The organism is Roseibium sp. JB4-4, from assembly GCF_055693425.1.
On record NZ_CM146333.1, the window covers coordinates 794,575 to 819,992 of the forward strand.

At 53.3% G+C, this 25,418-nt stretch carries 13 protein-coding genes; 7 read left to right on the top strand and 6 right to left on the bottom strand.

Annotated features, from left to right (window positions below):
- Window positions 1-146 precede the first annotated feature (146 nt).
- Together ACZ1HV_RS03645 and ACZ1HV_RS03650 are read left to right on the top strand one after the other, a co-directional pair.
- Window positions 147-7,772: a type I polyketide synthase gene (locus ACZ1HV_RS03645; protein ID WP_472717344.1), complete on the top strand. Its 7,626-nt coding sequence runs from the start codon at window positions 147-149 to the stop codon at window positions 7,770-7,772.
- 24 nt (window positions 7,773-7,796) lie between these two features.
- Window positions 7,797-9,155, top strand: coding sequence for an aminotransferase class I/II-fold pyridoxal phosphate-dependent enzyme (locus tag ACZ1HV_RS03650; RefSeq protein WP_472717345.1), 1,359 nt, complete (start codon window positions 7,797-7,799; stop codon window positions 9,153-9,155).
- Between the two features lie 51 nt (window positions 9,156-9,206).
- Here ACZ1HV_RS03650 and ACZ1HV_RS03655 read toward each other — a convergent pair whose 3' ends face one another.
- The 6 genes from ACZ1HV_RS03655 to ACZ1HV_RS03680 all read right to left on the bottom strand — a co-directional run bounded on the left by ACZ1HV_RS03655 (window position 9,207) and on the right by ACZ1HV_RS03680 (window position 15,646).
- The gene (locus ACZ1HV_RS03655; RefSeq protein WP_472717346.1) at window positions 9,207-10,016 is read right to left on the bottom strand and encodes an SDR family NAD(P)-dependent oxidoreductase; all 810 of its coding nucleotides are present in this window, start codon (window positions 10,014-10,016) and stop codon (window positions 9,207-9,209) included.
- 29 nt (window positions 10,017-10,045) lie between these two features.
- The gene (locus ACZ1HV_RS03660) at window positions 10,046-11,233 is read right to left on the bottom strand and encodes a capsular polysaccharide export protein, LipB/KpsS family (RefSeq protein ID WP_472717347.1); all 1,188 of its coding nucleotides are present in this window, start codon (window positions 11,231-11,233) and stop codon (window positions 10,046-10,048) included.
- Between the two features lie 26 nt (window positions 11,234-11,259).
- On the bottom strand, window positions 11,260-11,790 hold the full coding sequence (locus ACZ1HV_RS03665) for a hypothetical protein (protein ID WP_472717348.1): 531 nt from the start codon (window positions 11,788-11,790) through the stop codon (window positions 11,260-11,262).
- Window positions 11,787-13,109 (bottom strand): capsule biosynthesis protein, encoded by a 1,323-nt coding sequence (locus tag ACZ1HV_RS03670; protein ID WP_472717349.1) that lies wholly within the window; start codon window positions 13,107-13,109, stop codon window positions 11,787-11,789. The genes ACZ1HV_RS03665 and ACZ1HV_RS03670 overlap by 4 nt, the downstream gene beginning before the upstream one ends.
- Complete coding sequence (locus tag ACZ1HV_RS03675) at window positions 13,093-14,442, bottom strand: capsule biosynthesis protein (RefSeq protein WP_472717350.1); 1,350 nt, start codon at window positions 14,440-14,442, stop codon at window positions 13,093-13,095. The genes ACZ1HV_RS03670 and ACZ1HV_RS03675 overlap by 17 nt, the downstream gene beginning before the upstream one ends.
- 73 nt (window positions 14,443-14,515) lie before the next feature.
- On the bottom strand, window positions 14,516-15,646 hold the full coding sequence (locus tag ACZ1HV_RS03680) for a polysaccharide biosynthesis/export family protein (RefSeq protein WP_472717351.1): 1,131 nt from the start codon (window positions 15,644-15,646) through the stop codon (window positions 14,516-14,518).
- Window positions 15,647-15,880: 234 nt separating this feature from the next.
- On the opposite strand from ACZ1HV_RS03680, the gene ACZ1HV_RS03685 reads away from it, so the two are divergent.
- The 5 genes from ACZ1HV_RS03685 (at window position 15,881) to ACZ1HV_RS03705 (ending at window position 25,231) form a co-directional block, all read left to right on the top strand.
- Window positions 15,881-17,065 carry an AGE family epimerase/isomerase gene (locus ACZ1HV_RS03685; RefSeq protein WP_472717352.1) on the top strand — a complete coding sequence of 395 codons (1,185 nt, stop codon included), beginning with the start codon at window positions 15,881-15,883 and terminating at the stop codon, window positions 17,063-17,065.
- A 136-nt stretch (window positions 17,066-17,201) separates the two neighbouring features.
- The gene (folD, locus tag ACZ1HV_RS03690; RefSeq protein ID WP_472717353.1) at window positions 17,202-18,113 is read left to right on the top strand and encodes a bifunctional methylenetetrahydrofolate dehydrogenase/methenyltetrahydrofolate cyclohydrolase FolD; all 912 of its coding nucleotides are present in this window, start codon (window positions 17,202-17,204) and stop codon (window positions 18,111-18,113) included.
- A 399-nt stretch (window positions 18,114-18,512) separates the two neighbouring features.
- Entirely contained in the window at window positions 18,513-20,309 is a 1,797-nt protein-coding gene (locus tag ACZ1HV_RS03695) for an autotransporter assembly complex protein TamA (protein ID WP_472717354.1), read from the top strand.
- 5 nt (window positions 20,310-20,314) lie between these two features.
- On the top strand, window positions 20,315-24,661 hold the full coding sequence (locus ACZ1HV_RS03700) for a translocation/assembly module TamB domain-containing protein (protein ID WP_472717355.1): 4,347 nt from the start codon (window positions 20,315-20,317) through the stop codon (window positions 24,659-24,661).
- A 219-nt stretch (window positions 24,662-24,880) separates the two neighbouring features.
- A complete protein-coding gene (locus tag ACZ1HV_RS03705) occupies window positions 24,881-25,231 on the top strand; it encodes a helix-turn-helix domain-containing protein (RefSeq protein ID WP_298820881.1) in 351 nt (116 codons plus the stop codon).
- Window positions 25,232-25,418 lie beyond the last annotated feature (187 nt).

Below are 25,418 nucleotides of genomic sequence, written 5' to 3' on the forward strand. Positions count from 1 at the left end.
AAGCTTGCGCACAAGTATTCGGGGATCGGTTGTGCCAAGCAGGTTTAGAGCTTGAGGGAGCTGTTTGAGATGCGAATTCGCTGACCATTATTTTATTAAATACCTCAATGACTTGACCGATCCCGATAAATAAAACAGGTTGTTCTGTGGCGTCTCTTACCTCAAACATAAACATTCTCGGTTATTCTACGCGTCTCCCAGGTGCCAATGATTCTGGCGAATTCTGGTCTCTTCTGAAGAATGGCGAATGCGCCGTGAGTTCCGTGTCGCCGGAACGCTGGCCGCTGACTCGTTTTTCACATCCTTCGCAATCTACTTCCGGAAAGACGTATACCTTTGCAGCCGGGCAACTCGATGATGTCTGGGGATTTGACCCATCATTTTTTGGCATTTCCCCGCGTGAAGCAGTCCAAATGGACCCGCAGCAAAGATTGCTCCTTCAGCTGGTCTGGGAAGCGCTTGAACATGCGAATATGCGTCCGAGCGATCTGGCAGGTTCAAATACTGGAGTTTATGTAGGCGCATCCTCTTTAGACTACCACCATCGTTTTCTGGTGGATCCTGCCATGGCCGACATGCAATTCATGACCGGCAACACGCTGTCCATTGTCTCAAACCGAATTTCCTATATCTACGATCTCCGGGGCCCAAGCTTTACCGTCGACACCGCTTGTTCTTCCTCCATCGTCGCCTTGCATGAGGCTGTTTCAGCCATTGAAAGCGGGCAGATCGACACCGCAATCGTTTGCGGCGTCAGCCTGCTTCTCAGTCCCTTTGCATTTGTCGGTTTCTCTAGGGCAACAATGCTCTCGCCAACCGGCCTCTGTCAGGCCTTTGACGCCAACGGAGATGGATATGTGCGTTCGGAAGGCGGCGCGGTACTTGTTCTGCGTGCTGACCGCGCAGGAATACCGGAAGGTGCAAAGAGCCACGGAAAACTGTTGGCGACAGGGATCAACGCTGACGGAAGAACAGTGGGTCTTTCTCTGCCCTCGCCTTACGCCCAAGCAGATCTGCTTCGGGAGATTTATGAAGGATTGGAAATAGACCCGTCAGAACTTGCCTTTGTCGAAGCACACGGGACTGGGACGCGTGTTGGCGATCCAGCCGAAGCAGATGCACTTGGCAAGGTTATTGGCCAAAAACGAAGTGATGTGCTTCCGATCGGCTCGGTGAAGACAAATGTTGGCCACCTTGAACCGGTATCTGGCCTGATTGGATTTTTAAAATCCGTCATGGCGCTTCGGGAAGATCTCTTTCCAAAGTCCTTGCATTTCAACACTCCCAATCCCGATATCCCGTTTGATGAACTGAATCTGAAGGTTGCGGGAGAGGCGATTTCGCTTGAGCGCAATGGGAAACGCCGACTGGCCGGGATCAATTCCTTCGGATTTGGCGGCACCAACGCGCATGCCGTCATTGGCGATGCGGACCCGCTTCCTGGCAAAGGCAAAAAGAAATCAAAGCAAACACCTGCGGCTGAAGCTCCGCTTGTAGTTAGCGCACGATCCAAGGAAGCGCTCCAGCAACTTGCCGGCAGGTACCTGGACTATCTGGCAAGCGAACCGAATGAGAGTGTTGAAGACCTCATTTCCACCAGCGTCCACGCCCGCGATCTTCTTTCAGAACGGTTGGTCGTTCTAGGAAAAACAAAATCGGAGAAGGTTGACGCCCTTCGTGCATTTGCTGAAGACGGAAACGAGAACGATAACCTGATTGCCGGAAGCATCATCAAACCAGATGCCAAGGTTGGATTTGTGTTTTCTGGCAATGGGTCCCAATGGGCTGGGATGGGCCAAGAGGCCTATCAGGCAGATGTTTCCTTCCGGAATTCCTTCGACAAAGTCGACAAGATCTTCATGGGACTTAGTGGCTGGTCCCTTGTCACCACACTCTTTGCGGAAGATTTGGAAAGCGATCTGGAAAGATCCGAGGTTGCGCAACCTCTTTTGTTTGCAATTCAAGTCGCCATCGTCGAAGCCTTGCGGGACAGAGGCATCGAAGCTTCAGGCACGACTGGACATTCCGTTGGCGAGGTTGCAGCCGCCTGGTGTGCTGGTGCTCTTGACCTTAAGCAAGCGGTCAAGGTCATAAGAGCCCGATCCAGCGAACAGGAAGTTGTCCGGGACCTTGGTTCCATGGGGGCACTGCTGCTTCCGGCGGAAAAAGCTGTCGAAGCGATTAAAGAGAGCGGCCTGCCCCGTCTGGAGCTTGCTGCAGACAACAGTCCTCGCAGTGTCACCATTTCAGGTGATAGTGAGAGCCTCGACGCGTTTGCCAAGTTCGCGCGGAAAAAGAAATGGGCCATGCGGAAGCTCAATCTGGCATATCCCTTCCACAGCGCACTTGTTGACCCGATTGAAAAACCACTGCTGGCAGCACTGAAGGGCCTGAAACCCTCGCCCGCTGCTCTACCTTTCTATTCGACAGTCACCCCGGAATTGCCCGATACCAAGGTTTCCGCCGAGTACTGGTGGAAAAATGTTCGTCAGCCCGTGAAGTTTGCAACTGCAATCGAAAACATGGCGGCTGACGATTTTTCCGTTTTGGTTGAAATTGGACCCAAGGCCGTGTTGGGGACGTATGTGAATGACGTCCTGCGTGCGAAAGGCAAGAAAGCCAAGTTCCTGGAAACGTTGAAGGAGCCGTCCAAGAGTTCTGAAGCACGCGAGACCAATCCAATTGACCGCATCGCCGCTTCAATCCTTGCAAATGGTGGCGTCACCGTACTGGAAAAATATGTCGGGCCGAAACCGGCTCGTATGCGCCCGCTGCCCTCCTATCCTTGGCAAAACTCGGACTATCGGCCCGAAAATAGTCCCGAGCATATTGATTTCATGTTTGGCCAGAACTGGCCCCTGCTCGGACACAGGCTCCGCAAAGATACCGCGGAATGGTTCAACCATATCGACAGCGGCTCCCTTCCTTTTCTTCAGGATCACAAGGTTGAGGACAGTGTCGTCTTTCCCGCTGCCGGTTATATAGAAATGAGCCTTCGCGCCGCCCTGCGCTGGACAAAGGGCGAAATAATTGAACTGCGAGATTTCGACATTGTTCGCCCGCTGGTAATTGAAGGTGACGAAGTTTGGGAGACACAAGTCAGGATATCGTCTGACGACAGTGTTGTTGAAATTCTGTCGAGGCCAAGACTTTCCGACAATGACTGGTCCCTGAATGCCCGGGGAACCTTTATCACCCCGTCTACGTCTTCCCGAACCCCTTGGCTAAAGACAGGCGAGCAATCGATTTCGCAATTGGGCCATGACGAACTTTACAAGATAACGGAAACCTTCGGCCTGAATTACGGGCCTGCATTCCGCCGCGCCGACAAAGTCATAAAGCATAGCGACAAAACTGCGACTGTCTCTCTGCTTGGTCAGGATGCCACTGTCGAGCCGCTTTCATTCGCTCTTTGTCCGACACTAGTCGATGCCGGTTTCCACGGCCTCTTCGCGTTGTTGGACGGCGTTGAAGACATCCCTCAAAACACCTCTTTCCTGCCGATCAGGTTGGGTACGCTTCGTCTGTTGGCGCCGGACAGCAAGCCGACCTCTGTTCGAATTGAGGTTACCAAAGCCTCACCTCGATCCATCGAGGCAAGTTTCGAGTTTCTCGACGCCGACGGCCTGACTGTCGCTCGCCTGATTAAATCTCGATTCAAAGCCGTCACATTGGGTCAGGACATTCAACCAGACGATCTAGTCTACCGGCAAATTGCATCAATACTTCCGGAGAGTGATCGAACTTCACCGCTTGAACAGACGTTCAAGGGTATCTCGGCGCTGGCGGCGGACCTTGGACTTGCAGGTTCGGATGATGAAGAACTCGATGATAGTCGCGTGCTCATTGAAGCGTTCGGCAGAACGATTGCTCATCAAACTCTTTTCAATAAGTTCGGCAGTCGAATTGTCCGCGTTCCGGACTTGATGGCTTCCGGCGAGTTGCATGAAACCTCGGGTCCGCTTGCTTGCACATTGTTTCTATGGCTCTGTGAAAGCGAGCTTTGCAACGAAACCGAAAGCGGTTTTAACCTAAAGAATCCCGAAGAATACCCATCACCTGCGGAACTGCTGCAGGCCCTGACAGACGGTGGCGGCGAACACATAGCTGAGGCCGCGCTACTTGCACGCCTTTGGACAGGACTGGAAACGATCCTTTCCGATGGTCTGGAAGACACTGCCAGCAAACTCTATTCCTCCAGTCTTTTTGAAGCTTACAAAGCTTCTTCCCCTGGAAAACGCGCTTTGACAGCCGCACTTCAAGTGAGCGCGCTGAAGTTCGTGGAGACTTGGCCAAAAGACCAAGTGCTTCGTATTCTGCTTGTTGGTGCGACTGGTGCTCTTGCCGCGAATCTCGATACGGTTCTTGATCCGACTCATATGGCCCTGACTGTGACCGATGCGACCACAGCACAAGTCGGGCGCGGCGAACGTCTCTGGCAAGGCTCACCCACGACTGAATTTGTCGAACCCTCGGAAGCGGATTTCAAGTTTGACAACCATTTCGACCTCATACTTTTCGACACGTCTCTTGCTGACATCGACTCTGAAACGTTAAAGCTTTTTGCGCGGTCAGCATTGACCAACGGCGTAGTCCTAGCCGCCGAAGCTTTGCCACAGCCCCTGACTGATTTGATCATGGGTGTTGGAAGCTCCTGGTGGGACGATACTGCAACGGCGGAATTCCCGGTTACCAAGCAACTGAACGATTGGGCCAAACCGCTGGAAGCAGCGGGTTTCCGGATGGTTGAAAGTGTACCGTTAAAAAGCACACAGATCGAAGCTGATTTGATTGCTGCCCGAGCGCCTTCGACTGGTTCAGATGAAGTGACCGAAAATGACGCGGCGGCTTCGGACACTCAAGATTTTCAGAAATCTTACCTGCTGCTGACCGATGCGGATGGCACGTCACATCGGCTTGCCGAAGGCCTGAAGTCTTGCCTGGAGCGCAATGGCCACAAGGCAACTCTATTGGTTCCAGGCGAAATCACGGAAGAACTTGGAGAGGACATTTGGAGTGCGTCACTCGACGCAGACAAGTTGAGTGCATCGGCTGACGCCGCGTTGAACAAGCTGCTCTCCGATCATCAAGGTCGCGTCGTTCATTTGCTGGGTGCATACGCCGACGACACCGATGCGCTGAAGTCTGTTGACACAAGAGCTTATAGCCTCATGGCGCTGCTCAAGGCGCTTGGGCCGAATAGCGGCGAGTTTACGCTGGTTTCGCCGGCTGGTGCGCAGGATATTGCAGGCGGTAAGGCCGCAGTGCCAAGTCAGGCAGGTATCTGGGCATTTGGCCGAGTGGTTATGAACGAGTACCCGGATGCCAATCTGAAGCTGATCGATGTCTCACCTGATCTGGAACCGGGGATCGCTGCGGCACGCGTTGCCGACGAAATTCTGATCGAGAACTGCGAAAGAGAAATCGTCCTAAACAGCGAAACTCGGTCGGGTATTCGCATCCTCAGAGGTGGCGTTCTTCCAGAAATAACTCTTCCTGATGGTGCCAGACCGTCAATGAGACTTGATATCCAGAGGCAAGGATCGCTGGATCAACTCAAATGGCAAGCCGTCGAACGCAGGCCCTTGCAAGGCAACGACGTCGAAATTGCAGTTGACGCCAGCGGTTTGAATTTCCGTGACGTGATGTGGGCGCTCGGATTGCTGCCTGAAGAAGCGCTTGAAGATGGATTTGCGGGACCAACACTCGGAATGGAGTGCTGTGGGCATGTTGTCGGTTGCGGGCCGGACGTGACACGTTTCAAACCCGGCGACAAAGTAATCACCTTTGCACCAGCCTGTTTTGCGACACATGTTACAGTCGCGGAAGCAGGATGCGCGCCCATGCCTCGCACGGTTTCGGCTGAAGAAGCAGCTACAATCCCAGTTACCTTCCTGACTGCATATTATGCACTGGTTCATCTCGCTGAATTGTCAGAGGACGACACTGTCCTGATACATGGTGGTGCGGGTGGCGTCGGTCTGGCAGCACTTCAGATCGCAAAGTGGCGCGGTGCCAAAATCATCGCAACTGCAGGATCTGAAGACAAGCGTAACACCCTGGCTCTTCTCGGTGCAGATGTTGTGCTTGACTCGCGCAGCCTGGCATTCGTTGATGCAGTGATGGAGGAAACGCGAGGCGAAGGCGTTGATGTCGTTCTGAATTCTCTCTTCGGTGAAGCGATGGAACGCAGCATCGAAGTCTTGAAACCGTTTGGACGTTTTCTGGAACTTGGAAAACGAGACTATTACAGTAACACGCGCATCGGCCTTCGGCCGTTCAGGCAGAACCTGACCTACTTTGGCATTGACGCCGACCAGCTTCTGACACGGCAACCTCAATTGGCAGTCGACCTTTTTGTGAAATTGGTCGAGTTGTTCGAAGATGGGGTTCTCAAGCCGCTCCCTCACCGCGTATTCGAAGCATCAGACGCAGTCGACGCATTCCGTCTCATGCAACAGGCCGGGCATATCGGAAAAATCGTGATCCGTCCTCCGCAGGTTCCAGAGGCTGTCCCCTCCCAATCTGTCGTTGAGTTTGACAGCGACGCTGTTTACCTAATTGCTGGGGGTTTCGGTGGCTTCGGTGCGGCCCTTTTGCACCGACTTGCAGATCATGGCGCCAAAAATCTCGTCGTTCTTAGCCGCCGCGGCGCGACCAGTGATGATGCCAAGGCAGTTATTGGTGAACTTGAGGATCGCAACGTTTCCATTCATGGAATTGCTTGCGACATCACCGATGAGGATACTGTCAGGGCTGCTCTCCGAGAAGTCCGTACTGGCGGAAAACAAATCAAAGGCGTCTTCCACACCGCGATGGTACTTAACGACGTCTTGCTCGCAAACATGGATCATGACGGTCTTACACGCGTCCTCGCACCCAAAATTCGCGGCGCCGAGCTTCTTGACCGGTTTACAGCAGACGATCCTCTTGACCATTTTGTCCTGTATTCTTCTGCAACAACGCTTGTCGGAAATCCAGGACAGGCGAATTATGTCGCTGCAAACGGTTATTTGGAAGGTTTGGCACGTCGCAGACGTGCAGAAGGCAGGCCCGGGCTGGCGGTAGCCTGGGGCGCAATATCCGACGCAGGGTATCTGGCTCGAAATGAAGACGTCAACGAGATGCTGTCTCGCAAACTCGGCCGTCATGCACTGACTGCCAAGGAGGCACTTGACGGCCTTATGTCTTTGCTTGCCCAGTCAGCGACCGATGACGTCGCACAGGCTTCTCTCGGTTTTGCGCGGATTGATTGGCAAGCTGCGCGCAAAGACCTAACGCTGGTCGGAACACCGCTGGTCAGCCTACTTGGACTTGGCGACGAAGACGACGCCGGTGCTGATGGGGTGATCAATCTGGCAGAAATGCTTGAAGGCATGGATCAAGTCACCGCCGCGCAGACCGTCGCCAAGTTGCTTTCGGCTGAAATCGGGAAAATCTTGAGGATTGCACCTGAAGAGATTGATCCCCATAAGCCCCTGTCTGATATCGGAATGGATTCATTGATGGCGCTGGAGCTGCGCATGAGCGCTGAACGGCAATTAGGTATCGATATTCCACTTATGTCTCTTGCCAACGGTGCTACGCTCATAGATCTGTCCGGTCGGGTTGCCAACCGGGTACTCGGCGAAGAAAATACAACTGGCATCTCAGACGAGACCCAACAGCTTGCAAGCCTGCACATGGACGACGAACGACCGGAAACAGAAGATCTTTCAGACGTTGCAGCAGAAGTTGAAAACAAAAGCCGGGAACTTGGTTCTTTCCTTTAACCGGCAATATTAAGGAATACCGGAATGGGCGCAGACGATCGTGCCAAGCTAATGGATAGCTTGAAAGCAAACCGACGCTCCGCAAGGGGACGCGCCTCAGACGCCCCGGCCCACAAGAAGCCGGTGGCACCAAAGCGCAAGGTTTACGACTTTAAGGAAATGCCGCAGATCAAGCAGCTGCAGATGCACAAGGCAGCAGCTGACATGATGGGCATTGAAAACCCCTTTTTCAGACCGCACGACGGATTGGCGTCCGGCACCAGCTTAATTGAAGGCAACAACTATGATAACTTTGCCTCTTACAATTACATCGGTTTGAACGGTCATCCAAAGGTGAATGCGGCTGCGACCGCGGCAGTTGCACACTTTGGAACGAGTGTTTCAGCCAGCCGGATCGTTGCTGGCGAGCGACCATTCCACGCTGAACTCGAAGCTATTCTTGCACGCATTCACGGTGTTGAATCTTCGGTGGTGATGGTGTCGGGCCACGCAACCAATGTAACCACGATCGGTCACCTGATGCACAAGGGCGACCTGATCTTGACAGACTCCTTCGTGCACAACTCGATTTCCGAAGGCGCCAGGCTCTCCGGCGCCACGCGTATGAATTTCCCGCATGACAACCTTGATGCGTTGGAAAAACTTTTGGCTGATCACAGGCACAAATTCGACAAAGTGCTGGTGATCGTCGAAGGCCTTTATTCAATGGATGGAGACTTTCCGGACCTCAAACGCGTCATTGCGCTGAAACAGGCGTATGATGCTTGGCTTATGGTCGATGAGGCCCATTCTATCGGTGTTTTAGGAAAAACCGGCAGAGGCATTTCAGAGCATTTTGACATCGACCCGAATGAAGTCGAAATCTGGATGGGAACGCTTAGCAAAACTTTTTCGTCTTGCGGCGGATACATTGCTGGCTCGAAAGTCCTTTGCGACTATCTGAAAGTCTCAGCACCCGGTTTTGTTTTTTCAGTCGGAATGTCGGCTGCACTGGCAGGAGCTGCAATCGCTTCAGCCGAATTGATGCTTCAGGAGCCTGAGCGCGTAACAAAACTTCAGAAAAACGGGTCACTTTTCTTAAAACTTGCAAAAGAAGCGGGCCTCAACACCGGGCCGAGTGCCGGCTATGCCGTGGTACCTGTGATCGTCGGCGATTCTGCGAGCGCAGCAACGCTATCCAACCGATTGCTAGCAAGGGGAATAAACGCACTTCCGATCATCTTCCCAGCGGTTCCGGAAAAGTCAGCGCGCATTCGTTTTTTCATTACGAGCGAGCATACGTCTGAACAAATTGAGCGAGCGGTTCAAGCAACTGTCGAAGAACTTGACGCCATGCGTTCAGATGGCACCGCTGTCGACAGGCTCATCAAAGCAACCAGATAACAGATTGATCCACTTCAACCCGCAGCTCTTGATAAATTTCGGGCTCGATCGCTAAGAGCCCTTTTGGTTGAGATATCTCGGATCTTGTTCAATCTCGGCTTCAAAACCACCAAGGAACAAGTCACCGATCTTTGCCGGCAACAGGTTTTGCAAGCGGATCCCCATAGCCAAAATGAATGGAAACGCAAAAAATGCCTGCCGGCGATTTATGGCGCGCCGCATGAGTTGAGCTGCCTTTTCAGCTGATACTTCAAATGGTTTCGACCCTTTGTGACGCGCGGACATTGGTGAGGTCACAAATCCTGGACAGACAATCGTTACAGAAACACCGAATGGCTTCAGCCAACCGCGCAGCGCATGGCCGTATGCAATGACGGCTGCCTTGGTAGCGCTGTAAGAAGGCATGTCTGGTAGCGCGCGCATACCTGCAAGTGACGACATCAGCACAATCTGACCTTTTCCACGCTTCTGCAACGCGCCAACCACGCCCGTTACAGTGTTGACAACGCCCCTGTAATTCACGTCGATTTGCCGATCGCTATCCTGGTCACTTTCTCTCGTTCTGTTGGGGCCAAGACCTGCAGTCACGCCTGCGTTTGCAATGACAAGATCGATTGGATGACGCTCATCCAGGTCATTCAGAAAGCCATGCAATACCTGGCGATCACGAATATCAATCGCAGCAATTTCACCGTCCGAGCCGAGTGCGCGTATTTCTTGCAATAGCGGATGCAATCGCGACTTTTCCCTTGCGATCAGAGCGAGATAGACGTTTTCCTTGGCGAATTCACGCGCAAGTGCTTGCCCTATGCCACCACTTGCGCCTGTCAAGACGATGACCCTGGCATCCTTTGTTGTCATGCTTCAAAGTCCTTTCAGGATTGAGTTGCTTAGATACCAAGCTTACGCCCAAGCCAGGATGAGTGCCGCTTAACTGCAGTTACGATTAGATGTCGACGATCTAGCCGTTGTTCGGAGAGTCTTGATACCAAATATTCTGGCGTGCAGGGCAGTAGCGAAACTGGGTCGATGGTTCGTGAATAGCGTACGATCGCCAAAAAAACCAATTCGGGCATGGACCGGTTCCGGCCCCGTCCCTCGATTTCCGTCAGATCTTTGGTAAGGCCCCACCCTGCGTAGAATGGCGCGCCGTGAACAATCACTTCCTTGCTTCTTAACAGGGCTTCGAAACCTGAAAGGGAAGAGAACGTCTCCAATGCATCGACAGCTTCTATCAAATCAACAATGTTGGCAGCTTCGGCAACTTCGTCGGCATACTGAAGTGCGACATTCTTCGGTACACGCCCTTTGCGAAGCCCGGTTTCCACATCAGGATGCGGCTTGAATACTAGATAGGCGTCCGGATTGCGCTCTCGCGTTAGCTTGAGCAAATCCAGATTGACATTTGGTGTTTTGGCACAATCGATCGTTGCGGACCGGGATTTACGGATTGCGGCGTCATCAGCGACCTGGCCTGGGATCAGAATTGTCTTTCGATCCTTCGGAAACAGGAACTGCTTGGATTTTCCAAAGTTATATTTTGAGACGCGCGAAGCCTTGATCAAGGAGACCAGATCACGGCCGCGTGCCAATTCGGTTACGGTCAGATCGTAGTTTTTCAGCAAGTCCTCAAGACGGCTTGGTCGAGACGGATCGTAGTAGATTCCAAGATCATCAACGGCCAACATCGCGCCGCGGGCAAGTCCTGCTCCCAAACCTACCGACCGCAGAAAGCCGTCCTCAATCCTCGAAAGCGGAATGTTTTTTCTCTCACATTCGGCTTCAAACTCTTTGTCAGTTCTGCCTGCCCAAGACACGATTTCTCCCCCAGTGGCAACAGCTGCGGAAATCGCCTCTTCTTTGGCTTCGTGAAATTCTACCGGCCCGCCTTTCCCAGAGAAAGTTGCTGCAATAGAGGGGTGGTTCCAGTATTGCGCACCGAAGGCATGAACCGGTTTCGCATTTTTTTGCCAGTTCGATTGGACCAACGCAAATATTTCAAAAGCTTCACGAGATGATATGGGGGCTCCCGAATAGGGCGAAAACCAAGCGGTGTAACGAATAAAGATCCAGTCCAAGACTTTGTCCAACGGCACTGCCTCTGTCAGACAGGCGCTCGCCAGAGCTTTCCAAAACCAACTCGGTCAACAGAACCGATGCGACCTGAAAGCAAACTTTCACATTCAATGCTTTCGCATTCGGTAGCAGCGGTTTCACCGGCAAATTCGCAAGCCAGGTGCTTGGCGCGCCAGTTGCCAACGAACTCAAATTGCATCTCCTTTTCCCGAAACCCGGCGGAACAGCCTTTCACGAGACCGAGAGCGATCTTGGAAAAAACGTCATCCTCCAGAAGCCAATGGCGCTCGAATGGCAAAATGATCAGACTTCCAGGCACTCGCTTGGCTTGCAGTGGTGTGGGACCCGCAACAACAAGGAAGTGAGGTGCTTTTACGTCCTGGTCACTCGAATTGTTTCCCAACAAGGAATTCGTCGAGACTGCATAGACCGGACTTGTCAATTCCGGCCACTGCAGAAAGCCGGTGCTCATAGCCGCTAAAAGCTTGGGTTTGATGTCCTGTAAATCGGGCGTTACCACCAGCTTCTTTCGTTCTCTTGATTGAAGCCAATTGATCACAGGGGTACTCCAAGCTCTCGCGCTCTTTTGAGCCTCGGCGGAGGGTCAACGAATGCGCCTAGCGGATTTATCTTTCTGTTTGCAATACGAGTGGCGAGATTTTCTGCGGCAATTCGCGTTCCTTCACGATTGTGGATCGATCCGCGAATTTGTGTTGTTGCAGCCAAAGCCCGGATGTAACAGTCCAAGAGTTCCGGATCGGGCTTTTGCGGCGATTGCCAGAAACTTTCAAGCTCGTCCTGATGCGTCAATCCATCAATGTCGTAATGTGCCGGCACCAGCGTTTTAACAGGTAGGCCTGCCTGCAACGCTTCTACACCTGCGGTCGAATTTAATGTCACTACGCCTTGCGCTGCTGCGAAAAGATCAGACAATTTCCCACCGTCGAGGAACAGCACTCTTGCTGACAGGCCATGTTGCGCAGCAAGCGACAAGCTCGTTTCTCGCCAGTTTTCAAATCCAACGTCGAGCGGGTGTGTCTTCAAAACGAGCCAGTCATCTTGAGATCCTTTTTTTGCAAAAGACCTGAAAACAACATCGATGACATCAGCAAAGCTGTCGTAGGGTGAATGCCTTCGAAGCTGGAAATCCCCTTCCAACTGCAAGGGCAGCAAGAAATAGGATTTTCCGGACCGTCTTAGGGCGTCAATATCACGCTGTACAGCCCTGTCGCGTTTTCCTTGCGAAATCAGCCTCAATGCGCCTCTTAGATATTCTATGACAGGAGGATATATCGTGTGTCGCTGGTAGTTCGGGTAGAGAGCCTTTAGGAAGACATTGGTCAGGTTATAGGCCACGTCAGGTCCAGTCTGCAGCCAGAATGAACTTGGATAAAGTGGGCTTAAATCCACGTCGCCTGCCCTCTTGGCGACCTCGCTAATCTCGTCAGCGTTTACAGGAAAATGACTTAAGGTCGAAAGGCCGTTTCGTTCCAATGTCATCCAACCCGGGCGCAGAGCTCCCAGTTCAGTCACTGCAACGAAGACGCCTGTTTTCAATGCTTCTTCGATCGCGATTCGATGATAAAGACGCTGATCACCGTGGAGAACCAGATCAGTAATTTGGTTTTTGCGCAAATACTCGGATATGAAGTCCGGCCAATGTCGCTTGTCAGACTTGAAGCTGGCGCTTCCCTCGCCATGCCAGTGAAGCCAATCACCGGCGCAAAAGTTCAGTCTGTGAACCCGGAACCCCTTTTTCCTCAAGGTCTCTCCTGCCTGTCGGTAAAAAGGCGACAACGGGCCTTGTAGAAAGAGGATCGCTCTTCCGGATGGTGGAAGAGAGGTCTCGCAACCAGGGTCGTCAGCCGCGCCAGACATGAGACCAGCGTTCCGTGCGGCCACGTGTTTTCAACTGCTCGGCAAATGTCGTCGCAATTCCACGTGCTCGAGCTTTTTCCAATCGTGGCGGGGTTTGACAATGAGCGTCCGGTAGATTGACTGTGCCGGCAATCATGCGCTCAGCCATCAACTCAGCTGCGGCCTCGCGACCTTCCTTTGTATAAAAACATCCCTTTACCTGGATACTCGCCGCCAACAAACGCTCCAGCGCGTCTCTGAGCTCGACGTCTGGTTCGCTTCCTTTACGCCAGAATTCATCCAGTGATTTTTGACACGTCAATCCGTCGATATCGTAGAGCGCAATACCGAGAACTTTTGTCGGGCAGCCAACACGAAGTGAGTGCAGTCCAGTTGTACTGTTGATGGTAAGCGAGCCTGCTGCATGCATAAGCAATTGATCAAGATTGCCACCGTCGACCAGCAAAACTCTTTTCTTTACCCCATACTTTTTCGAGATTGACTTCAAAATACGAGGCCAAGGTTCAATCCCGTTGTCGAGTGGATGTACCTTGAAAACAAGCCGTGCAGCAGCAGGAGCATGTTGCGAGAATGAGCGAATGACTTCTTCCGCAGCCTCAGCGATGTGGTCATATTGAGAGTTGAAGCGCAGTTGATAATCACTTTGAAGCTGCAATGGAAATACGTAGTAAGGAAGCCCGGTAGCAATGATGTCGTCTATGACGTGCAAGGCACGACGGTTTCGCCCTTTGGCAAATGAAAAGCGGGGAATGTTGCTCAGGTAGTCTAGTAACGGGTGATACAACTTATCACGCACGTAACCTGGAAATGCCAAGGCGAAAATTACATTGGCCATGTTGTAGGTCACTTCGTTCACGGCTTCATTGATGAACGGGTATTTGTAACGAGCCTCGCGATCCACATCAGGCAGTGTTTCAGCAGCTTTTATAATGTGCTCAGCATTTTCCGGGAAACGAGAGTGTGCAGACATGCCGACATGTTCAAGCGTAATCCAGTCTGGCCGCAAATAGCCATTTTCAAATGTCATACAGCAAATGCCAAGCTCCGCACCGATCTCGGCTGCGGCAACGTGATAGGGAACCCTGTCGGCATAGTATACGATGTGAGTGACTTGATTTTCCTGGCAATAGGCTTTGAGCCAGTTGGGCCAGTTCTCAAGGCTACCGCGATAAGAAGTGCATCTTCGATCGTGCCAACCCAGCCAATCACCTGCAGATAAATTCACTCGAAGGGTTTTAACGCCGCGTTTCTCCAGGCTGTCCGCAATTGTGCGAGCAAACACTCCTGGAGGTCCTTGCAAAAAGAGAACGACCTTGCAGCTGACTGAACTCATGTGTTGTGCCAACCTGCTGGCAATGACGGTTCACCCAACTTTCTGAACCGTCATCATATTTGGCCCACGACTGTTAGTCGGCAATACCCTGTACCACAGAATAGTTACTGATCAACGGCGCAATAATCTGGAGGAACTTGCCAAGTTCTGCCGTCGGATGGTTCGCGATATATAGAATATCTTTGTCTCGCATTTCAAAGTGCTGCGTCATGAAGAACCCTTTCGGGTCGCGCAAGCTCACTTTGTATACCAGCGGAGCTGTCTTTTTACCGGCGAGTTTATCCGCAAGTTCCGGCTTGAGCTGCCGGATCAACGCGGCGTCTTCGTACCTAAACAAGAACACACCATTGGCGTCTGCTCTTTCGTCTCTCAGCCCCCCGACCGTGGCCAAAGCTTCGGCCATTGAGACACTCTTTGTGCGGAAAGGTACTAGCTGGTTGGATTTAACGGCACCAAACGCTGAGAATGTTCTCGGACGATGAGACAAGAGAATGTTGTCGCTTGGAGAAATAAGGACGTTATTATCAGGGAAATCGATCAGGTCTTCGAGGCGTGTCGTCCCTGCCCTGCTGCCTCGCTTCAGAGTAACGACAGTTTCGTATGTCGCCTCTCGAGCACCGCCCGCCTGCGCTACGAGATCTAGCAGCCGCGTATTCCGCAACGGGAGCGGGTAAACGCCCGGTTTCATGACATCACCAACAACAACGGCCGTTGAACTGAGTTTGTCTTTCAAAGAAATCAGGACTTGTGGTTCAACGGCCTTGCCGATGAGTTTTTTCTGGACCGCTTGACGAAGACCTTCAATGCTCAGTCCAGCGGCACGAACCCTTCCTGCATATGGCACGAAGATAAAGCCGTTCTCATCAACGACAGACGGAATTTGGCTCGACCCGCTCTCGCCACTGGAAAACAGCCCATCTGGCGATGCTTCCCAGATTGTCACAACAAGCGTGTCGCCAACACCCAGGAGTGTTGGTGAACCGCCTCGTCCGACACCGCGGAATTGATTGGCGAAAGACAAAGGTCTGTAAGCTCGGATCGCTTCTATGTTGACCGGATCGATCACGACGACGGTGAAGTCACCGTCTTCGGCGCTCGATTCAACATCCTGGGAAGTAATGTTAATGGCAGCCGGCCCATCGCCGGGCAGTGCGGAACACCCGAACAAAGCCGCCGCAGCCACCAAAACAGAAATAAAACGCATTAGAACCCGATCCACCCATTGGTTGCCAGTCTGGTAGCATTCCCTACCGGGATTGTCCAAGACACAACGGTCCTTTCCCCCGGAGAAACATCCCATCTGTGACTTTGCTGTAACAGTAGACCGTTTTTCCTAGTGAATTGATTAATTTCTGATTTATCGTCTTCAGTTCTTAGCGCCAAGGCCACTAGTGTCCAGGTTGAGTCCGGCGGAATTATGCTCGTAGCGGGGTTTCTGATGACAACAATTGACAAAAATCAAGTCGGAGAAATGGTGCAACACCAATCCGCAGAAATGACAGCATGGCTTAACAATAGAGCTCTGCCGATCTGGGCGGCTGTGGGGGCGGACCTTGGTAAAGGCGAGTGTTATGAATCGATCGATTTGGCAACTCAGAAACCACTTTTCGTCACCCGGCGTGCCAGAGTTGTGCCACGACAGATCTACTCCTTCCTGGAAGGCGCAAAACTTGGTTGGACCGGCCAAGCCGAAGACCTCGCCTCAGGACTGTATAAATGGTTTCTCAGTGCATATCGTTCAGACGAAGGCTACTTCATTTCATCGGTCGACGTTGAAAACCAAGTAACGGATCAATCCTTCGATCTCTACAACCAGGCCTTTGCTTTGTTCGCATTCGCGCAAATTGCAGGCAATATGCCGGAGTTACGGCAGGACGCTGAAGAACACGCGTCCAATTTATTGAACTATCTGATTGAAAACTATCGCAACCCGCAAGGCGGGTTTCGCGAAGCCAATCCCAACAAGTTGCCGCTTTGCTCGAACCCGCACATGCACATGTTTGAAGCATGTCTGGCTTGGGAAGCAATCTCCGCCGATCCGGCATGGCAGGAGCTTTCAGACGAAATCGCCGAGCTGGCATTGAACCGCTTTATAGACCCCGTGACCGGTGGATTGCGCGAATTCTTTGAACTGGATTGGTCTCCCTTCAAAGGTGACAACGGCCGCGTCATGGAGCCGGGACACCAATTTGAATGGGCCTGGCTTTTGGCACGATGGGGCCGTTCTCGCTGCGATGCCGGTGCATTGATAGCCGCAAGGCGCCTCTATGATATCGCTTGGACGTATGGGATTGACGAGACCCGCAGTGTCACGTTCATGGCGTTGAACGACGACTTCAGTGTTCGCGACCCGACAGCGCGGTTGTGGGGTCAAACCGAATGGTTAAAGGCTGCAATCGCACTTGCTGAAATTTCCCAGGGGCCGGAGCGCGACGCTTATCTGTCTGACATACCGGACGCAGCAAACGCGATGCGCGTATTTTTCGCTTCGGCACCTGATGGCCTTTGGCGGGACAAGATGAGCCCGGATGGAGATTTCGAAGACGAGCCCGCACCAGCCAGTTCTCTTTATCATATTGTCTGCGCCATTTCCGAACTGAACCGGTTTGCGGCTGGTCGGTAAAGCTTTCGGGAACGCATGCATTTGGTGACGCAACCAGAAAAGGAAAAGACGCAAACCGTCTTTTGGAAACTCGACTGCGGTTCTATAGGTTCCTCAGAAATCAGATGTTGCAATTGCAGATGTATGAGGAGGCTGAATGCCCCAGGCGCAGATAATTGACGGTAAGGAAATCGCAAATTCAGTTTGCGATGAAATCACCAATCGTGCAGCGCAGTTGTTAGAAGCAACTGGAAAACGGCCAGGGCTGGCGGTTGTCCTTGTCGGTGAGGACCCGGCGAGCCAAGTCTACGTCCGCAACAAAGACCGAGCGGCTGAAGCTTGCGGCTTTCATTCAGTGAAACATACACTTCCGGCCGATACGAACGAAGCTGATGTGCTTGCGCTTGTGGCGCAGTTGAATGATGACGAGGAGATTCACGGTATTCTCGTGCAATTGCCATTGCCTGCTCACATTGACGAAAGCAAGGTCCTCCGCCTGATTCGGCCGGAAAAGGATGTTGACGGATTTCATCCGGTCAATGTCGGCCTTTTGACAGCCGGGGAGCGCGGCAGCGCGCTTGTGCCGTGTACACCTGCCGGCAGTCTCGTGCTTTTGAAACGGACCCTGGGTGACACCTTATCAGGACTGAACGCGGTCGTTGTCGGTCGTTCAAACATCGTCGGCAAACCTATGGCGAGCCTGTTGCTGCAAGAAAGTTGTACGGTCACCATCGCTCACAGCCGGACCAAGGACCTCCCGGCGATTGTCAAGGCTGCGGACATTGTCGTCGCAGCGGTTGGGAGGCCTGAAATGGTGAAAGGCGACTGGATCAAGCCAGGCGCAACCGTTATCGATGTCGGCATCAATCGAATTCCGGCCCCCGAAAGAGGTGAAGGAAAGACGCGGCTTGTTGGTGATGTTGCTTTCGACGAGGCTGTCGACCATGCCGGTGCAATCACACCTGTGCCTGGCGGTGTTGGTCCCATGACAATTGCCATGCTTATGGCCAATACTTTGACCGCCGCCCGTCGTTTGATGAATTTACCAGAAGATCAAGCGCTGTTCTGATCACCATTGGAGTATTTGACACCCAATTCAGGCGATCAAGCTCTTGAGGAACCTTCACTCTTGCGTTGATACCTGCGCCATGGTCTATCGTGTTTGTATTACTTTAACCATGGCTCCTTAACGTGGGTGACGTAGGGGCTGCATATGCAGCTGGTTGAATTGCACAAGACTGTTTCTTTGCAAGAAACCAAGCCAATCCGACAGGCGGCAGTAAGTGAAGGGTCTTCCGTCCTGCGTGTCCGGTTCTCGAGCGGACACGCGTTTCAACGTTCATTCCGCACTGGCAGCGCTGAAAGTTGCCGGTGCTCTTTGCGTTGACAAACGCAGTCTGGCCGGACTTGTCATCCTTGGAACACTGGTTGCACTTCCGCTGCCGGCTAAATCCTTCGAAGTGTTCGGGTGGAAGTTTTTGAGTCGGGCGAAGATGAAGCTGCGACCGTTCCGGACCCCCTGCCTTACAAAACAGACTTGAGCATATCGAGCGGAGGTGATCACCTAAAAGAGGAGCTTGAAGGCGCATCGCTTCTCATCCAACAACAGGATAAACCGCCTTCTGGCGAAGCGGGTCTGATCGCAAGAGCACTTTCCGACCGGGAAAGACTGATCGCCAAGCTCTATGCGGACGGCCGCTATGGCGGCACCGTCGACATCACACTGTCTGGAGTACCGCTGGAAACAGCCCTGGAACAAAGCGACCTTCCCGATACGCGGCCGGTCAACGTATCCATCGTCGCAAATCCGGGTCCGGTATTCACGTTCGGCAAAGTTGTTGTTGTCTCGCGCGGTGGCGATCTGACATCAGACCCGGGTTATTGGGGTCTCAAGGCGGGTGATGTCGCCGCCTCGGGCAAGATCCTGACAGCTGAAAAACGTATGGTGGCTGACCTTCGCGCTCGCGGCTATCCAAAAGCCTCAATTGCGGAGCGGCGCATAACTGCCGACCACAGCACAGACACTTTGGATGTGACCCTCGTCGCCGACGCCGGTGAGCAGGCGCGCTTCGGAAAGGTCTCAGTAAGCGGTACTGAGATCACAGATCCGGACTTTGTCGTTCAGCAGGCCATGCTGCCCGAAGGCAAGGTTTATTCACCGGAAGATCTCGCGCGTGCACGCAAGCGCCTGAATGAACTTGGTATCTTTTCATCCATAAGACTGGTTGAAGGGCATATTGAGGGCCCAGACGGAAGTCTGCCGATCACAATTGAAGTCAGCGAACGAAAGCGGCACGTCATCGGAGCCGGTGCTTCCTGGTCAAGCACTGAAGGTTTTGGAGTTGAAAGTTACTGGCGACGGCGCAATCTATTCGGACGTGGTGAGTTGCTATCTGTTGAAGGTTCTATCGGCCGCATTGGTACAGAAAGCATCGAGGATCAAGAGTATTCAGCAAGAGTCGCTTTCGAAAAGCCCGGCGTATTCGGACCTTTGACGAGTTTTTCAACCAGTCTCGAGGCGCGGCAGGAAAACCCTGATGCCTATAAGAGCCGCACTCTAACGTTTGATGCCTATCTGAACAGAGAGTTTTCGGACACTCTCAAAGGCCGCGCGGGCGCAGAAATCTTTTATGCAAATGAAGAAGACGCATTTGGAGACGACGACTACCTGTTGTTCGGCCTCCCCGCCGACCTGACATTCGACAACAGGGACGACAAACTCAATCCGTCGAAAGGTTTCTTTGCCGCAGTTTTTGCCGAACCTGCCTACGACACGCTGAACTCCAATGCGATGGGTTTTGTTAAAGGCACCGTATCCAGCTACTACGCACTGGATGAAGCAAAGCGCTTTATTCTGGCCGGCCGTGTATCTGCAGGGTCAATATTTGCGCCCTCGGTTGAAGCCGTTCCGGCCAGCCGGCGGTTCATTGCAGGTGGTGGAGGATCTATCCGTGGCTATGCCTATCGAAATGTCGGCCCCCGTATAAATGACGAAGTTACGGGGGGACGTTCACTCCTTGAATTGTCTGGTGAAATCAGGGTGAAAGTCACCGACACAATCGGTGTTGTGGGATTTGTAGATGCGGGCAATGCTTATGAAGACAGCATTCCGGACTTTTCAGAGAGCCTAAAGGTGGGCGTTGGCGCTGGATTGCGCTATTTTACTCCCATTGGGCCACTACGAATCGATGCGGCGGTTCCGCTTGATCCTGGTCCAGGTGACCCAGACTTCGCTCTTTATGTCGGTTTGAGCCAGGCGTTTTAACGCATATGCGTTTTTTAAGATTGTCCCTGCGGATCTTCGGATTCCTGATCGCGCTTGCGATCGCGCTGCCGGTGCTTGCCATCGGAGCTCTTCAGCTGTCGGCAGGCCGAACATTCCTTTCAAATGTCGCCAGTTCCCTTGCATCCAGTGATACCCAAACGGTCACGCTCGAAGGGCTCTACATCAGCTTCGGCCTAAACGCCGCGCTGGACAACATCAAACTGGCGGACACTCAGGGAACCTGGCTTGAAGCCGAAGGCGTAGCCTTCGACTGGAGACCACTGGGGTTGATTACCGGTGATCTGAACATTGATCAGGTTTCGGTTTCGCTGATCGATGTGACCAGAGCGCCGCTTAGTTCAGAGAACGAAACCTCCACTGCCGAGGGGGAATCTTCCGGGTCCGGCGGGATCGCACTTCCCGTCGACATTTCCTTAAAGAAACTCTCGGTTGCTGAAATCAATCTCGGTGAAGCTCTATTCGGAGCCCCCGTTTCTCTTGCCGCCTCCGGGTCTGGTGCATTTGCTCTTGATCCGGCACTCATAACTGCTGACCTCGATGTGCACAGGATCGATGGGGTCGACGCCTCGCTTTCCGCGAATGCTCAGTTTGAACCATCAGCTGAAACGCTTGCATTCGACGTTTCTGTGTCCGAACCACGTGGCGGACTAGCAGCGCGATTGCTTGAAGTCCCGGATCTACCGGCGCTACTTCTAACCTTGAAAGGTGATGGACCGCTCACTGATTGGGCCGCCAATCTCGAAGTCGCGCTGGATGGTCGCAAAACCGTAACCGGATCGGCTCAAATTTCGAAGTCCTCAGAGGGACGAGACCTGGAATTTGATCTGGACGGCGATCTTGAGCCTCTCGCGCCGCCGGCCGCTCAGGCATTTCTGCTCGGATCCACGGACATCAAGGGGAACGCGCATTTTTCTCCCGAGTTTTCGCCGCTTTCGGGAAACCTTTCCCTAAAGACACAAACCGTTGCGCTAAGCGCAAAGGCAGAACTTGGATCAGAGAGCCTGAACGCATCGGGCAATCTCATTGTCAGTGCGGGTGATAATGCGCTGATTGCGATTGATCTCGGAAATAGACGCATTGCCTTCGGGTCGACGAACGTCGATTTCACCGTGTCTGGAGAGCAAACTGCCGCAAAGTGGTCGCTCAACGCTGGCCTCGCCTCTGTACAAACCACGGAGGCTCGTACAGGACCTTTGACGCTCAGTGTCTCTGGCTCAGGTGCCAACTTTGCGCCCGACGCACTGAGTACACCTTTTGATCTGAAGCTGAGCGTAAGGCAATTGGTGGGTTTAACACCTGAAACAAAGCCGGCTTCAGGTGAACTTGAATTGAATGCCACTGGTTCGGTGGACGCCCAATCACAAAGTCTGTTTTTCCAATCATTTGACCTGTCCTCTCCTGCGGCAAGCCTTGCACTAAATGACAGCCTGCTTTCGCAAAATGAAGTCAAAGCACAGGGGCGCATGTCCTTTGGTAACCTTGAGATTTTTTCAGAGGTGGCGGGCCGAACGCTCGGTGGAGGCATCACCAGTTCATTTTCCGCCGATCTGAACCCCAGTTCGCTGTCAGGCGTGGCCGCCCTGTCACTGATTACAAAGGATCTTCAGACTGGTGTAGCCCAAGCCGATGCGCTTCTGGCAGACGACACTCAGATTGACCTGACACTCGATCTGGACGGGCAAGACAGCATTACGCTGAAAAGCCTGGCGTTGAAAAACAGCGCGCTGTCGGCAAATGGCAATGCGCAATACGAAAACCGCTCCCTGACCTCAGAGCTCACAGCGAAACTTGCCGACTTGTCGAAGGTTGATACCCAACTTTCCGGAAGTCTGGAATTCAGTGCAAAAACGTCCGGCCCGGCGAATGCTCTAAATGTCGAGGCGGAGGCCAGTTCCGATCAAATTCTTCTGGCCGGGACACCTTTGGATGACCTGAGGTTCGAAACAGAGGCAGTTGCTGACCCCACTGCCCCCACCGCGACCATCAAAAGTTCCGCAAAACTCAACAATCAGCCAATCTCCGTTGACGTGGAATTGTCAAGCCGGGATGGCGGAGCCGACATAAATCCATTGTCGATCAAGCTTGCAGGGAATTCGGTCAATGGCAATCTTGCGATTGGTGATCTGACGAAGCCTTTGGAAACACTCGCCGGGCAGCTGAAGATCGATGCCCCCGATCTGGCATCGCTTTCGCCACTCCTTCTCACCGAGATCGGCGGGCGTATCGAAGGAACCGTATCAGCTGATCCGGAAAACAAAATCCTTGTTCTGAACGTCACCGGAAGTGACATTGACGTGCCCGCAGTCAGCGTCGGTTCACTGAAACTGAAAGCCAATCTTGCTGCCCCATACGCCCCTGAATCAGTCTCCGCAGACATAGAAATTACGGAGCTGATAACAGACGCAACACCTATTCACCGGGTGAAAGTCCTGGCAAAGCCCCAGGATGGTGGCACCGCAATTACCGCCGAGGCGGATATGGACAAAGGGCAAAGAGACGGCCTCACACTGACAGCGCATGTCAGCGAGCCCGAGACCGGCGCCTACCTTGTGGCCTTGTCGGAACTGGGACTGCGCTACCAGGGGCTGAAAAGCCAGTTAAACCAGCCTTCTCAGATCACCTACCAAAATGGCGGTGTCACGATCACGCCCATGGAACTCTCGCTTGGCAACGGTTCGCTCTCGCTGGCGGGCAAGGCTGGCCAAACGCTTGATATGAGCGCTGAACTGAAATCTGTTCCGTTGAACCTTGCAAATGCATTTGTCCCTTCGCTCGGGCTTGGTGGCACGCTCTCCGGGAATGCGACAGCGAGCGGAAGCGCAGCCGAGCCTGAAGCCAAATGGTCGATCACAGGCAGCGGACTAACCGCAGCGGAACTCCGGAAAAACGGTCTGACAGACTTCAGCATGACCACCACAGGCACGCTCAAGGACAACCAGATCAATCAATCGACAAAGCTCAACAATGCAAGTGGTCTCAACTTTGCCTCGACCGGGACAATCGGACTGGCGCAGCCCAATCCGCTCTCCATAAAGCTGAATGGCACGATCCCGACATCGGCACTCAGAAGACCATTGCTGGAAGCAGGCATCAGAAGCGAAGGCGCAATCGCTGTGGAAGGTAGCGTTGGCGGATCTGCCAGTGCGCCCACCTACCAGATCACCGCGACCCCTGCGGACTTGAAGGTGACAAGCCTTTCTACCGGCCTTACCGTCCGAAACATCGGCGGCAATGCATCGGTCAACCAGAACCAGGCTTCGATCAACGGTGTAACAGGAGAGATCGTAACCGGCGGATCGCTCTCAGCGTCCGGAACGGTCGGCATGAACAACGGGTTTCCGGCGGACCTTTCGATAAATCTCGACAACGGCCGCTATGTAGACCCAGGGTTGGTAACAGCTGAAGTGGATGCTGATCTCAAGATCACCGGCCCCCTTGCCTCTTCCACTTCGTCTGCTCTTTTCGGCGGAAGCGTCACGATCAACAAGGCAGATATTTCAATTCCGGAGTACCTGCCCGGCGCAATCCCGCCCGTCGACGTGCAACATATTCATGCGTCCAAGGCGATCATGGAACAAGTTGCCCAAATAGGAGGCGGGCCGAAACAGAACCAGACGCAACAAAAGTCCGTCCCGCCTCGACTGGACATTCTTGTTTCCGCTCCGGGGCGCATCTTTATCCGGGGGCGCGGCTTGGATGCCGAGCTTCAGGGAAATCTCAAAGTTGTCGGAACTACCGCAAACCCGCAGGCAATCGGAGCCTTTTCGCTGAAGCGCGGTCAATTGGACATCCTCACCAGACGGCTTGTTTTCTCGCGCGGAACTGCCACGTTTGAAGGGTCACTGACACCTGTAATCGATTTTGCCGCAACCACGACCGTCAACGACACGTCCATTACAGTTTCGGTTAGCGGCGATGCGGACGACCCTGTCATAGAGTTCAGTTCATCTCCAGAATTGCCTCAAGACGAAGTGTTGGCCTTGCTGCTGTTTGGAAAGAGCGTCGGCAACCTCTCGGCGACGCAAGTGGCTCGTCTTGCCGCCGCCATCGCGACCCTGACCGGTGGAAGCGACACCGGCCCCCTCGCCACAATACGCAAATCCTTGGGCCTGGATGCCATCGACATCAACACCGATGGAGACGATGGACCGTCTGTTGCTGTCGGCAAGTACATCAACGACAACATCTATGTCGGCGTCGAACAAGGAACCGGCTCTGGGTCCAGTCGTGTCAAGGTAGATATCGATCTCGACCGTGGACTGAAGGTACGCGGCGAAGTCGGCGCAGACGGATCTTCCAAGGCCGGAATTTTCTTCGAACGGGAGTACTGATGAAATCCTGCAATCCCGTCATTTTTAACAGGCCCTCGGCCTGATCCCGCCCTTGCTCACCCAGTATGCGACAAATCGACCGCTTGCTGTTGCGGCGCACATACCTGTCGTGCAAGTGTGCCGCCCATGACCCAAGTATATAATAGAAATTTACCCTCCCAAGCGGAGACAACCGTCTATCTGGCGGCAGATTCGGCTGAAAATGACGAGAGCATGCCCATGTCCACCAACAACATCGACTACACACTTGGTGAACGCGTGTGCAAGGCGCGTGATGCGGCTGGCCTGTCGACTGCACAGCTCGCAAGACGTCTAGGTATCAAAACAGCAACACTTCAAAGCTGGGAGAGCGACCGTTCAGAACCGCGGTCCAACAAACTGGTGTTGCTTGCAGGTGTTTTGAATGTCAGCCCAACCTGGCTTCTCGTCGGCCGGGGTACCCCGCCCTTTTCCGAAGAACCGGCAGCTGCTGACCTCGATAGCATGCGGGTCGCTCTCGATCGCGTCCAGCGTCAGGCTCAAGCGCTCGCGGACGAAATTGCAGTGCTGCAGGAACGCTTGAACGGCTGATTTCTGCAGACAGATTTCCAGTACGAACTTTCAAATGCAATGCCTTAGACGCGCTCCATTGGGGCGCGTTTTTCGTTTTCTCAAGTGACGACTGGTTGCTCGGAATCGTGTGGATTTTTTCGGCACCGACGCTAACCCGGGCCCGTTCAAATCGCGCTTGCCAGACACGCGATTACCCCCTATGACT